The organism is Sphingopyxis sp. Q841 (assembly GCF_052384365.1).
In the GTDB taxonomy this organism is placed as follows: domain Bacteria; phylum Pseudomonadota; class Alphaproteobacteria; order Sphingomonadales; family Sphingomonadaceae; genus Sphingopyxis; species Sphingopyxis terrae_A.
Genome location: NZ_JBQSUM010000001.1, coordinates 524419 through 537281 on the forward strand (window position 1 = coordinate 524419; position 12863 = coordinate 537281).

The window sequence follows — 12863 nt, forward strand, 5'->3', positions numbered from 1 at the left end:
CGCTCTTAGGGGAGGAAGCGGTTAAGGGACACATAGTCCTTGATATATTCCGGTATGCGCTTGCGCCATTCCGGCGGCACTTCCTTCAGGTCTTTCATTCCAAAAATCGGATTGACGTTGAGCTGGGTGAAGTGGCCTTCGTCGATGGTTTTTCGGACGCCCGCATCTTTGATGTAGGCATCAAAAAAGTAGCGCATCTGGGCGATCCGGTCGGCCTCTTCGGGCTTCTGGTCGAGCAGGAACTTCTGGAACTCGTCGTCGATCAGCTCGTCCTTCGATTTGAAGCGAGGGATGTGGCCGAACGCCTTTTCGATGATTTCGCGCACTGTCAGGCGACGATCTAGCCCGGCGGCACGGCGCAACTTGTCGAGCGTGAAGAAATCATCGGGCTTGTCGAACAGATGGTCCATGACCCGGCGGACGGCAGCTTCCCAGTTTTGCTGCTCAACCATGGCGGTGAGTGCAGGATCGGCGCGGGCCATGTCCTCGAACTTCTGGAACAGCTCGCGATCCACCCGCATGCCCTCAAGACCGATTTGCTGCTCGTTTTGGCTGGTGATGCTATCAGGCTGGAAGGTTTCGAAGCCCTTGAACGTGCGGCGTGGCGATTCAACCGTTGATGTGAACGGCTGGGCACCGGGTTTGGGCAGTTTCAGCTCTTCATTATAGTCGAACTTTTCTTCGAAGAATTCGCAGTTGGCGAAGAAGTCGAACAGCCGGAATTCGGTCTTCTCAAGCCCATCCATCTCAGCCTTGCGCTTTGGATCGCGCATCTCCTCCGCGAAGCGATGCTTGCGGGTACCGCGACCCTTCATTTGCACGAAGTCCGAAGGACTGAAGATCGGCCGCATCATTGCGAGGTTCAGGATATCCGGGCAATCGTAGCCGGTGGTCATCATGCCAACAGTTACGCAAACTCGGGCCTTACTGGTGGCATAGCTTTCATCGAAAGTGCTGCGTCCGCCAAGGTTATTGTTCGCGAACTGGACCGTCATGGTCTGGGCAGTTGGGACCTCGCTGGTTACCTGCATAGCGAAGTCTGACTGGTATTTTCCCGGCCAGATATGATCGGCCATTTCATTCAGAATTTGCGCAATCTTGGCGGCATGGTTCTGGCTGACGGCGAACACGATGGTCTTGCCGAATTCCCCGGTGACTGGGTCACGTAGTCCGTGGGTGAGAAGGGTCTCGCACAGAACGTCATTGGTCGCGTCGGCGAAGAACTTCTTCTCGAAGTCCCGACCGGCGAAAGCTTCTTTCACCTCGTTACCATTCTCGTCGGTCGTTTCGACGACGAAGCCTTCGTCAGACAAGAGCTGAGTGGTAATCTCGGTTCTAGCATCAACGACATAGGGGTTGATCAGGAACTTGTCGCGGACCCCATCGAGCAGGGAATAACGGAAGGTAGGCTCGCTTCCTTCGCATCCGAAAATGCGATAGGTGTCGAGCATCATGCGGCGTTCGGTATCACGCGGATCACGCGTGGCGGTGCTGCTCCGCGACTGCTTCAGGTAGTCCTTTGGCGTGGCTGTGAGTCCGAGCTTGTACCCTACAAAATACTCGAAAACCGCGCGCGCGTTTCCGCCTATTGATCGGTGGGCTTCGTCCGAAATCACAAGATCGAAATCTGTCGGCGCGAAAAAGCGCCGGAACTTGTCATTGAACAACAGCGATTGAACGGTTGTAACGACAATGTCCGCTTTTCGCCAATCGTCTCGCTGCTCCTTATAGATTACGCTGGTGAAATCATTCTTCAGAAGAGCCTTGAAGGCCTTTTCGGCCTGAACTTCCAGCTCGATCCGGTCGACTAGAAACAGGACTCGGCGTGCGTTGCCAGTCTTAAGGAACAGCTTGATAATGGCGGCAGAGGTAAGTGTCTTTCCAGTGCCAGTTGCCATCTCGAAAAGGAAGCGGACGGCCCCCTTCTTGGCGTCACGTTGGACCGCATGGACTGCGCGCCGCTGGTAGTCGCGCAGGAACCGCAGCTTGTTCTTCTCAATGAACGCGGATTGCTCAGCCTCATTCTTCCAGCCTGCCTCATTGGCATAACCCGGCATCTGCGTGAGCGCTATGTAGTCACGCTCGACAACCTCACTGGCTAGGCGCGCTGCGTCGGGCTTGAACTGGTGATGATCCCTGATGGCATCCGGGCTGGGGAATTTAGTGATGACGCTCGGATTGCCTTGTTTCAAATCCCACAGGTAGTGGATGTTGCCGTTCGACAAGATAACGAAGCGGGCATTCTGTTCGCGCGCATACCGACGAGCTTGCTCTTTCGCGGCGAGAGGATTTTTGGACTCGGATTTCGCTTCAAGAACGATCAACGGGCGCCCGTCACTATCGAGCAGCAGAAAATCGATAAAGCCATTCTTGGCGCTTTCAAAATCCTCACCGAGCTCATTGATCTGGGTTTCGGTGATCTTCGTATTCGGCTCCAGAACGATATTAGCTGGGCCGCGGTGATCATCAAAAAATCGCCAGCCAGCTTCTTCGAGAAGCCGGTTTATTTTTATTCTTGCAGTCGCTTCTTTAGCCCGCACTCAGCCCCCCGGTCAGTTGTTCGACAGCCAACGCCTTTTCGCCTTCGATTGACCAAGGCCCTTGAGGGAGCCTGACGAAAAGATATGCACAGCGCTTAGTTAGCAAGAAGCGCTGCTGCCCCACACGTCATTTCAAGTCTGGCAAAATCAGGTGAAGCCTGCCTTCAAGAGGTCTTGATGCCAGCACAAGACCAGCCAGTCAGCAAAAAAAGATCAAGATTTTCAGGCTTGAGCTTTGATTGTGTGCGTCGCCCTATGGGGCGCGCACGTCATATGAAATAGGGTGTGTGTGAGTCCCGCAGTCTCCCGCAACAAAATCAATTGGTTGAGAATGAGTGGCCCGCAAGGCGGAGCGGGTTTCCCGCAACAAGTCGCCCGCAATGATTTCAACGGGTTGTCGATCAACCACCATTTCCGTCTGCGGCTGAAGCCACTTCGCGGATACCGACTACCATTTTGCGATCTGAACCCTTCCAAAGTTCACCCCGTTCGATCCGGCCAGCCTTCCACAAACGGTCTAAGGCCGCCCGGAGACGCTCTTTGCCGATACCTTCGCTTTCTGTCATTTGGGCAAACACAGTGGGGGCGTAATTCGCCGCACTCCGTTCGCTGACGGCACGCTGCTGTCGGGTGCGCTCCCTGAGGCACGATAGAAAGCGAGCATCATCCTGTCGGGCGAGCATGGCCTGAGCTGCAGCACGACCAATGTCCGCTGGGGCATCGTCCACATGGACGAACGCCCAGTTGATGAAAAAGAAGCGGATCGTTTGATCCGTCGGGCTGTAGTTTGCCTTGCTGATCGACAACGTCCGAAGGCCGGTCCCCTGATCATGGTCGAGGGTGATCTGTGAACGCACGGCATTTTGCCATGCTGTCGAGCCGGAATACTGGTTCCCGGCCTTAAAGCCTTGGCTGTGCTGCTTGTTCGGGTGCCCCAGAAGGACAATGGCCGCGCCGGTCTGGCTGGCAAGTCGATTAAGCGCGTTGAGAAAGCGGGTCACATCGCCCCTGTCGTTCTCGTTTCCGGTGAACAGATGTGCCACGTTGTCCAAGAATACGAGCTTTGCGCCTGTTTGCTCTATCAGAGCTGCCAGCCGATGATACGCCCGAGCCAAAGTGAAAAAGCCGCCCTTTGCGAACGTGCATAGCTCGATGCCCAAAGTTCCGCGTAGCGTGACGAGATGCAGCTTGCCCGCCAAACTCTCCATCGGGATGTCGAGGGCCGCGCAGATATGGGCCTGTCGCCAGTGCAGCTGAGCTTCGTCATCCTCACAGGTAAGGTAGATCGTGTTTGCCTGCTCCAGCTCTAGGCGGAGCGTTTCAACACCTACAGCCGCTCCTGTGCCCAACTGCTGCGAAAGCAGCGATTTACCCGAGCTGCCAGGGCCAGTGAACAGCGTCACTTCACCAGCAGGCGCAAAGCCGGGGATCACGAACTCCTTGGGATGTGGCTCGGTCGATGCCAGCGTGACGAGATCGAGAGTGGGGAATGGGGTGAGGGCATCCTCTGCTTCTTGAGCGCTGGCATGTGCCTCAGCTGATTTTGGCATCGCTGCGCCGAAAACCGTGCGCGGGTTTTGAAAGCCCTTTTCGCGCGCGCTGCGGATTGTCGCCTCGATCTCACGCGCATCCAAGCCGATCGCATACGCAACTTTGCGAAGCTCATCTTCGACGGGCTGCCAGTCGAACCCGCAACCAGCCGTCAATTGGGCGAGGACGAAGGTCGACTTGTTAAGCTGATCGTTGCGCCTGCCATTTGGCGTTTGCCTAAGGCTGAAAAGCTCGGCTTGAATCGATGCCTGCCAATGTGCGTCCGCATTTCCGGCATCGGAAAAGGGAGCCTTTACTCGCGCCTTATGGGCCTCAGAGTCAGCTTGTCCGTTGGCGGCCAGCATCCCTAGCAACCATTGGGGGCAATCTGCGAATTGCGTATCGACCGGCGAATTGATCCATTCATACTGAGTGCCATCGGGATGAATGCTGCCAGCCGCAATCACATAGCCGCCATCGCCACGAATATCGGCGCCGGGAAAGATGCCAGCGCGATTGCCAACCCTCCCGCCTGGGTGACGGAAAAAGAGGTGTCGCCCCTTAGCTGTCCTAACCGAAACTGTATGCGGTAGGCCCAATCGCTCGGCTTTTCGCACCGCTTCGGCACTGTCGAGGTCGAGCACGATGATCCCGGAGATTGCACCTGTGCAGATAGCGACATTGGTCTGGCGCTGAGCCCACGCTTTGATCTGCTCCATCGTGGGATGGGCACTCTGAAAGCTGCGCCATGGGATGTCTGGTGATTTGCCTCGTAGCTTGGCAGGGAAGCAACTCAGTCCGCAACCTACGGGTACGCTCCATTTCTCGGGAAGGTCATCAAACGGACCTGGAGGCACCCTAACCACGGACCACCTCCCAAATTTCGCGCAATGCGAAGCGCAACGATTTTGAGCGAGGATTCCGCGCTGCGACGTTGAGGCAGGGCAACCCTCCCCAATCGTGCGTCAACGCGTTCACAGGGCGGTTTGCGGGGCGTATGGGGCAGGATTGACGCACACCCGACCCGTCGCCCACTGGATGCAATGGCGACCGCATGGATCAAGCCTCCACGCCGATTAGCGCCCGAAGGCTTTCGGCGGAGATGATCGTCCTGCGGCCTACACGAGTGGCCTTCAGACGACCGGCCGCGATATGACCATAAATCGTCGTGCGTCCGAGACTAGAGACTCGGCATGCTTCCTTGATCGAGTAGCCCAGCCTGTGCGCTTCGACTTGGTAGTGTACCATTGTGTCGTTCCCACAAGGTCACAGACGGAATTGTCTGAACGTTGCGGGAAACACAGGTATGGAAGCGGACGGGCACGAAAAATTCGCCATGGAATGCCCACAAAATGTTTATTTCGTGGCGTGTTTTGCTTTGTTGTAAACGTCCCGAATGCGGTTCTCGATTGTTCCTTCTTTAGGAGCTTGCCGGTCTGGGTATTGCACGCAAAACCAACTGTGCAGCACACGTGCTTGCGCTTTGAGCGAAGGCTCGAGCTTGCCCGCCGCTATGAGCCGTTCAAACTCGCGCATGTACTTTGATCTACCAAGTTCTGGACGCCCCGGATCGCCTGTACCTTCTGTCTCCAAAGCACCCCCGCCCATAGCGCCGATTCGCTCAATCGACGCCAGATCGAAGCAAAGCTCGCGGACCTCGCCGACACAGCTTTTCTGCAAGGGTGCCGATAGTCGGAAGGAAAAGTGACCATCGTGCCAATTGGCGCTGGCACCAGCCGCTGGGTCTCTGAAGTTTGCCCAGAATTCAGGTGGCACGAAAACATATTCTCCTTCGTGCTGCACATTCATCAAAATCGGAGTGCTGTTGCCGTCTGCATCAAGTTCGCAAAAAAGGAAATCGCTCGGTCGGCCATCTCCCGCTTCAAACGATGAGGTGAGGCATCCCTTTGGGCAGGAATGCAAACGACCACTTGCTAGGGCCCCAATGATGGCAGTCTTTGCCTCATCACGTGCCGACACAGTATCCAGCTTCTTAGTCGCAGCGAAGCGCGATGAGATTAATTCGAGGCCCCGGGCTGTCGATATCCATGCGTCATTTCTCATGCTAGGCTTGTTATCTTGACGCTTTCGGTCGGGGAACCCTGAACGATCTATTCGCGGCGCCAAGCGCGTGGAATATCGGATTTGCCCGCTGCAAATTGCATGACAACCCTAAAACACGAAAACCGCCATGGCAGCGCTCTACTCAGCCGATTCGCGATACCGGCAATTCTTTGTCCCGGCGTCTCGACCTTCATGAACGATCGTCGCGCTTTAAAGGGTAGCAAAGAGGGTCGCAAATTCAAATATTCCGCCGAGGTATTGCGAAGCGGCGTCCGCGAAGTTTGTTTTAAGGCTATATCAAACAACTTAAAACACGCCCCCTCGAACTCCTTGGGGGTGCCGAGATTGCCAAATTAGACCACCACTCTGATTTCATCTAAGTAGTCGCTCCACCACTGCGCCATGCGGACCCGCTCATCCCAGTATAGCCCGCGATGGTAGGCTCCGCGCGTTGCATTGCTTTCGCCGTGAGCAAGGGCCCGTTCAATCGCATCCGGGTTCCAAAGCCCGCTTTGGTTGAGCAGCGTTGAGGCGGTAGCTCGAAGGCCGTGTGCTGTTACTTCGTCCTTGTCGAATCCCATGCGCCGAAACGAGGCATTCAATGTGTTCTCGCTCATGGGGCGCGAATGCCCATAGGCTGAGGGGAACACATATGTCCCGGAGCCGGTCAGTTCGCGCAGTTCGACGAGCATGTCTTTCACCTGCCGCGACAATGGTACGGCGTGGGGCCGCCGAGCCTTCATCTTGGCGGCAGGCAGGTTCCAGATACCTGCTTCAAAATCGAACTCGGACCATTCGGCATGACGCAATTCCCCCGGTCTGACGAAGACATGAGGAGCAATCTGCAGGGCGGCCTTGGTTACAGGGCCTCCAGTGAACACCTCAATGGCGCGAAGGAGCTCGCCGAGCTTGGCGGGTTCGAGAATGGCCGCGTAGTGCTTGGCCTTGGGTGTGGTGAGCGCACCTTTGAGCAGGTGGGCAGGGTCTGAACTGCATCGTCCGGTTGCGGCAGCGTACCGAAACACCCGACTAGCGAAAGATCGGCACTTCTTGGCCGTCTCGTAACGTCCGCGCATCTGGACGCGCATCAGAGCGGCCAGCAGCATTTGCTGATCGACCTCAGCGATCGGCATGGTGCCGATGGCAGGCTCTAGCTGCTCAAGAAACCAATGCGCCTTGCTGACCGTCGCTTTGGCGCGCGCCTCACCGACCATTTTCGTTTCGATGTATTCGCGGGCCACCGCAGCGAAGGTGTTCGCCGCGCTGATCTTAGCGGCGACTTTGCCCCGCTTGCGCTCAAGTGCGGGGTCCATGCCCCCAAGCAGCTTTGCCTTCTCTTCGTCACGCTTCGCGCGGGCATCTTTGAGCGAGACAGTCGGGTATGCCCCCAGAGCTAGGCGCTTCTCCTTCCCCCCAACGCGGAACTTCCAGCGCCACAGCTTCGAGCCGTTGGGGAAGACTTCAAGATACAGCCCGCCGCTGTCAGCCTTGCGATAGTTCTTCTCACGCGGCTTTAATGCCCTGATTTCTGTGTCTTTCAGTGCCATCTGGGGGCACCGAAATTCGCGCAATCGGGGCAATTTGGGACATATTCCCCCTCTGATGCCCCCAAAGACGAGCGATTTTTGACGAACATACGCGAATGCTCCCGAACGCTTCGGAGCAATTTATCCCAGAATTCCGTGTGTTTCTCAACCGTTCGCGAACGATGACGAACGGAAAAATGGTGCCCAGAAGAGGACTCGAACCTCCACGACCTTGCGATCGCCAGCACCTGAAGCTGGTGCGTCTACCAATTCCGCCATCTGGGCACGGGGTAGGAGCGGGCGCTTAGCGGCGGGGCGGCGGGCTTGTCAACCGCGTCGGCCCGTCCCGCGGCAAATTTTATTTCAAGGGCGCGGATTTGTTGCCCTCGCGCGCCCTGCCCTGCCCTTCGCGCTTGCCCCTTCGGGCGCTTCGCGGCATGGGGACGCGAGGGACGCTGCGGCGTCCGGCTTCGAGAATCGGCAAGACAGGCAAGGGTGATGCAGAATCTGAGCGGGCAATTGATCACGGTGTTCGGCGGCGGCGGCTTTCTTGGCCGCTATGTCGTCCAACGGCTGCTGGCACGCGGCGCGCGCGTGCGGATTGCGCAGCGCGACCCGCGCCAGGCGGTGTTTCTGAAGCCGCTCGGCGGGCTGGGCCAGACGCAGTTCGTCGCCGCCGATGTGCGCGATGCCCGCAGCGTCGCCCGCGCCGCGACGGGCAGCGACGCCGTGATCAACCTCGTCGGCAGCTTTGCCGATATGGCGGCGATCCAGGCCGCCGGCGCCGGCCATGTCGCGGTCGCGGCAAAGGCGGCGGGCGCAAAAGCGCTCGTCCATATCTCGGCGATTGGCGCCGATCCGGCCAGCGCGTCGGGCTATGGCCGCAGCAAGGGCGACGGTGAAGCCGCCGTGCGCGCCGCTTTCGCTGACGCAGCGATCCTACGTCCATCGATCGTCTTCGGCCGCGAGGACAAGTTCATCAACCGCTTCGCGGGCCTCATCCGCGCGCTGCCTGCGGTGCCGGTCATCGCGCCGAAGGCCAAATTCCAGCCGGTCTATGTCGGCGACGTCGCCGATGCGGTGATCGCGGCACTCGATACCCCCGGCCAGACGCTCGAGCTCGGCGGTCCGCAGCAGTTCACCATGCTGGAGCTACAGCAGTGGATTGCGAAAGCGATCGGTCGGAACCGCCTGTTCGTCGAGATTCCCGATACCGTGTCGGGCTTTCTGGCGCGCGGCTTCGGCTGGGCGCCGGGCGCTCCGATCACCAAGGATCAATGGCTGATGCTGCAGCACGACAATATCGTCAGCGGAACCAACGGCCTTGCCGCGCTGGGCATCGCCCCCACCGCGCTGGCCGACGTCGCCGACGGCTGGCTCGTCCAGTATCGCCGCCATGGCCGCTTCGCAACGATGGCCCGCTGAGCCGCGCGCGCGACGAAAGGCGCAATTAGCGGCTGGATAAATCCGTCCGCGCTGCGTAGGTCTCAACATCAGGACAGGGGCGTCCGGCATCGCGCGGGCGCCCCTTCGCTTGTCATCTCCAGCTTCGGGAAGTCCATGATCCAGTTTGCCGCATCGCCCCGCCCCGCCCTTCTCCTGCGCGTGGAGGCCGGACGATGAGCCTGTGGCTGACCGCGATCATCCTCGGCATCGTCGAGGGGCTGACCGAATTCCTGCCCGTCTCGTCCACCGGGCATCTGATCCTCGCCACCGAATTGCTCGGCTATGACGCGTCGAAATGGGCGATCTTCAACATCGCGATCCAGCCCGGGGCGATCCTTGCGATCGTCGTCCTCTATCGCAAATTATTCTGGGACATGTTCATCGGCTTTTTCCGGCGCGATCCGGTGGCGATCGCCTTTGTGCGCAATCTGCTCGTCGCCTTCATTCCGGCGGTGGTGCTGGGGCTCGCGTTCGGCGACTATATCGAGACGTTGCTGGAAAATGCCGTCGTCGTCGCCTGGGCGCTGGTGATCGGCGGCTTCGCGATCCTGCTGGTCGAAAAGCTCGCCAAGCCGAAGGAGAGTGGCGGGGTCGCCAAGCTGACGCTGCGCCAGTCGATCATGGTCGGGCTGGTCCAGTGCCTCGCGATGATCCCCGGCGTCAGTCGCTCGGGCGCGACGATCATGGGGGCGATGGCGATGGGCGTAGACCGCAAGACCGCCGCCGAATTCAGCTTCTTCCTCGCGCTGCCGACGCTGACCGGCGCGACGGTGCTGCAGCTCGCCAAGCATCGCGATGCGATCACCTCGAACGATATGGGCCTGATCGCGCTCGGCGCCGCGGTGTCGTTCGTCGTCGCATGGGCGGTCATCAAGGCGTTTCTGGCAGTAGTCACGCGCTATGGCTTCGCGCCGTTCGCCTGGTATCGAATCATCGTCGGCGGCGCGGCGCTTATCTGGCTCACCATGAGATAGGTCCGATATTTTACTAATTGCGAAACTTAGTTGCGTGTCCGCGCATCCGCCAACTGAAACCCCTAATTTTTAGGTCAGCATAACTGTCTTATTCCACAAAATGTCCGTGACAGCGGCGCTCCCGCCATGCATCCGCGCTTCAACGAAGGGGATTTTGCATGGCTTCCGAACGCATGCTCCAATTTGTGGGGCGCGAACAACATTATCCGGACAAGCGCTCGGCCGACGAACGAGCGCGCGATTTTAACGAAATCGCGGCGCGCTACGCGCAGCCGGAAGCCGACGATCAGGCGTCGCGCTGTTCGCAGTGCGGCGTACCCTATTGCTCGGTCCACTGCCCGCTCCACAATCATATCCCCGACTGGTTGCGCCTGACCGCCGAGGGACGGCTACGCGAAGCCTATGAACTGTCGAACGCAACGTCGACCATGCCCGAAATCTGCGGCCGCATCTGCCCGCAGGACCGCCTTTGCGAAGGCAATTGCGTGATCGAATTTTCGGGTCACGGGGCGGTGACGATCGGCAGCGTCGAGAAATATATCACCGACACCGCCTGGGCCGAGGGATGGGTCGAACCCGTCCATGTCGGCCCCGCAACGGGCCAGTCGGTCGCCATTGTCGGCGCGGGGCCCGCGGGCCTGACCGCCGCCGAATATCTGCGCGCGGAGGGGCATGAGGTGCATGTCTACGATCGGCACGACCGCGCCGGCGGCCTGCTGACCTATGGCATCCCCGGCTTCAAGCTGGAAAAGGATGTGGTGATGCGCCGCGTCGATCGGCTCGCGGAAAGCGGCATCCATTTCCATCAGGGCTTCGAGGTCGGGCGTGATGCGACGCTGGATGAGCTGCGCCGGCGCCACGATGCGGTGCTGATCGCCACCGGCGTCTACAAGGCGCGCGAGATCAACGTCCCTGGCAACGGCGCCGAGGGGGTGATCGCGGCGCTCGATTATCTGGTCGCGTCGAACCGCAAAGGGTTTGGCGATGCGGTCCCGGCCTTCGACGACGGCAGCCTGAATGCCGAAGGCAAGCATGTCGTCGTCATCGGCGGCGGCGATACCGCTATGGACTGCGTCCGCACCGCGATCCGCCAAGGCGCCAAATCGGTGAAATGCCTCTATCGCCGCGACCGCGAGAATATGCCGGGATCGCAGCGCGAAGTCGCCAATGCCGAAGAGGAAGGCGTCGAGTTCGTCTGGCTGTCCGTCCCCGAAAGCTTTGCCGCCGACAAGCATGTGAAGGAGGTCGCGGTTGCCGGGATGCGCCTTGGCGCGCCCGACGCAAGCGGCCGGCGCAGCCCCGAACCCGATCCGGGCCGCACCTTCGACCTGCCCGCCGACATGGTGATCAAGGCGCTGGGCTTCGATCCGGAGGAATTGCCGCACCTGTTCGGTTCGCCCGATCTGTCGGTCACGCGTTGGGGCACGCTGCGCGTCGATCATCAGACGATGATGACCAGCCTTCCCGGCGTTTTTGCCGCCGGCGACATTGTCCGCGGCGCCAGCCTGGTCGTCTGGGGCATCCGCGACGGCCGCGATGTCAGCGAACAGATGTCGAAATGGTTGAAGGCGAAAGCGAAAAGCGAAAAGAAGGCAGCCTGACCAACAGGGGAAGGGATTTCAAAATGTCGACGTTCAAAAATCTGGTGCTCGCCGGCGCCGTGGCGCTGACGCCTGCCCACGCCTATGCGGCGCCCAAGGAAGCGCCGATTGCCGAGGCAGTCACCGTTGCAATGCCCGCCGAGAGTGAAAGCGAGCCCGACAGCGAGCAGTCGCTCGCTAATGCCAAGGCGAAGATGCAGAAGGAAATCGATCAGGCGATCGCGCTGATCGAAAAAATCTTCGAGGTGGACAAGCTGCCGCCGGTCGATCCGGCGCAGCTCGCGCTCGCGCAGCAAACGACGAACGCGCTGATCCCGGCGGGAAGCATCGAGAAGATGCTCGACAATATGTACGGCAAGCTGTTTCGCGCCTTCATGGATCAGACGAGCAGCATGTCCGACCTGATGCTCTCGATCAAGACGGGCGTCGATAGCGAGAAGATTGCCGCGCTTGATGCGACGAGCAAGACCGCGATCGCCGATATGTTCGACCCGCACCGCAAGGAACGCGAGGATCAGATCAACAAGGTGATCAAGCCGCTGATCAGGGAGGCGCTCGGCGATCTCGAGCCGCCGATGCGCGACGGCCTCGCCCGCGCTTACGCCCGCAAGTTCAGCGCGCAGCAGCTCGGCGACCTCAACGCCTTTCTCGCAACCCCGACGGGCCAGGCCTATGGCGCCGAATGGATGTCGCTGCAGGCCGATCCCGAAGTGATGATCGCGATGGTCAAGGCCGTGCCGCCGCTGATCAACAAGTTCATCGACCGCGGCCCCGAGCTTGAAGGCCAGCTCAAGGATCTGCCCAAGGAAAAGGCGATGAGCGACCTCACCGACGCCGAGCTGGCGAAACTTGCCAAGCTGATGAAAGTCGACGTCAAGACGCTCAAGGAGAACCGGGACATGTGGAACGACGACATGACCACGGACGCTACCGCGGTCGATGCCGTCGATGCAGCGGGCGATGCCGCAGACGCGGCCGCTGACGCCGCGGATGCAGCCGCGGCGACGGCCGACGCGGCCGGCGACTATGACGAGGCTTACGATCGCAGCAACTGGTCGGCCGCCGATCTGCAGAAGGTAGAAGATCTGGAGGCCGAGGCCGACAAGGCATCCTCGGCCGCCTATGACGCCGAACAGGAAGCCGTCGCCAACGCGCGCAAGCGGCTCAAGCCTTCGACCTGAC

The 12863-nt window shown here is 59.7% G+C and carries 9 protein-coding genes and 1 tRNA gene; 4 read left to right on the plus strand and 6 right to left on the minus strand.

Translation table 11 applies throughout. The features are described from left to right. Positions 1 to 5 precede the first annotated feature (5 nt). The 6 genes from ACT17R_RS02660 to ACT17R_RS02685 all read right to left on the minus strand — a co-directional run bounded on the left by ACT17R_RS02660 (position 6) and on the right by ACT17R_RS02685 (position 7945). Positions 6 to 2540 (minus strand): DEAD/DEAH box helicase family protein, encoded by a 2535-nt coding sequence (locus ACT17R_RS02660; protein WP_444808936.1) that lies wholly within the window; start codon positions 2538 to 2540, stop codon positions 6 to 8. A 401-nt stretch (positions 2541 to 2941) separates the two neighbouring features. Next, entirely contained in the window at positions 2942 to 4936 is a 1995-nt protein-coding gene (locus ACT17R_RS02665; RefSeq protein ID WP_444808937.1) for an AAA family ATPase, read from the minus strand. 193 nt (positions 4937 to 5129) lie between these two features. Further along, a complete protein-coding gene (locus tag ACT17R_RS02670; RefSeq protein ID WP_444808938.1) occupies positions 5130 to 5318 on the minus strand; it encodes a helix-turn-helix domain-containing protein in 189 nt (62 codons plus the stop codon). A gap of 108 nt (positions 5319 to 5426) precedes the next feature. Further along, positions 5427 to 6134: a hypothetical protein gene (locus ACT17R_RS02675; RefSeq protein ID WP_444808939.1), complete on the minus strand. Its 708-nt coding sequence runs from the start codon at positions 6132 to 6134 to the stop codon at positions 5427 to 5429. Positions 6135 to 6487: 353 nt separating this feature from the next. Next, entirely contained in the window at positions 6488 to 7681 is a 1194-nt protein-coding gene (locus tag ACT17R_RS02680) for a tyrosine-type recombinase/integrase (protein WP_444808940.1), read from the minus strand. A gap of 177 nt (positions 7682 to 7858) precedes the next feature. Further along, positions 7859 to 7945: transfer RNA gene (locus tag ACT17R_RS02685), tRNA-Leu, on the minus strand. Between the two features lie 213 nt (positions 7946 to 8158). Here ACT17R_RS02685 and ACT17R_RS02690 point away from each other — a divergent pair. The 4 genes from ACT17R_RS02690 (at position 8159) to ACT17R_RS02705 (ending at position 12862) form a co-directional block, all read left to right on the plus strand. Next, positions 8159 to 9085 (plus strand): complex I NDUFA9 subunit family protein, encoded by a 927-nt coding sequence (locus ACT17R_RS02690; protein ID WP_444808941.1) that lies wholly within the window; start codon positions 8159 to 8161, stop codon positions 9083 to 9085. Between the two features lie 194 nt (positions 9086 to 9279). Then, on the plus strand, positions 9280 to 10080 hold the full coding sequence (locus tag ACT17R_RS02695) for an undecaprenyl-diphosphate phosphatase (RefSeq protein ID WP_186402758.1): 801 nt from the start codon (positions 9280 to 9282) through the stop codon (positions 10078 to 10080). A gap of 158 nt (positions 10081 to 10238) precedes the next feature. Beyond that, positions 10239 to 11681 (plus strand): NAD(P)-dependent oxidoreductase, encoded by a 1443-nt coding sequence (locus ACT17R_RS02700; RefSeq protein ID WP_444808942.1) that lies wholly within the window; start codon positions 10239 to 10241, stop codon positions 11679 to 11681. 23 nt (positions 11682 to 11704) lie between these two features. Further along, on the plus strand, positions 11705 to 12862 hold the full coding sequence (locus ACT17R_RS02705) for a DUF2059 domain-containing protein (protein ID WP_444808943.1): 1158 nt from the start codon (positions 11705 to 11707) through the stop codon (positions 12860 to 12862). Position 12863 lies beyond the last annotated feature (1 nt).

Excerpts from the sequence above, each read along its gene's own strand:
- ACT17R_RS02680 (WP_444808940.1), bottom strand. The coding sequence starts at position 7,681 with ATGGCACTGAAAGACACAGAAATCAGGGCATTAAAGCCGCGTGAGAAG.
- ACT17R_RS02670 (WP_444808938.1), bottom strand. The coding sequence starts at position 5,318 with ATGGTACACTACCAAGTCGAAGCGCACAGGCTGGGCTACTCGATCAAG.
- ACT17R_RS02705 (WP_444808943.1), top strand. The coding sequence starts at position 11,705 with ATGTCGACGTTCAAAAATCTGGTGCTCGCCGGCGCCGTGGCGCTGACG.
- ACT17R_RS02675 (WP_444808939.1), bottom strand. The coding sequence starts at position 6,134 with ATGAGAAATGACGCATGGATATCGACAGCCCGGGGCCTCGAATTAATC.
- ACT17R_RS02690 (WP_444808941.1), top strand. The coding sequence starts at position 8,159 with ATGCAGAATCTGAGCGGGCAATTGATCACGGTGTTCGGCGGCGGCGGC.
- ACT17R_RS02700 (WP_444808942.1), top strand. The coding sequence starts at position 10,239 with ATGGCTTCCGAACGCATGCTCCAATTTGTGGGGCGCGAACAACATTAT.
- ACT17R_RS02695 (WP_186402758.1), top strand. The coding sequence starts at position 9,280 with ATGAGCCTGTGGCTGACCGCGATCATCCTCGGCATCGTCGAGGGGCTG.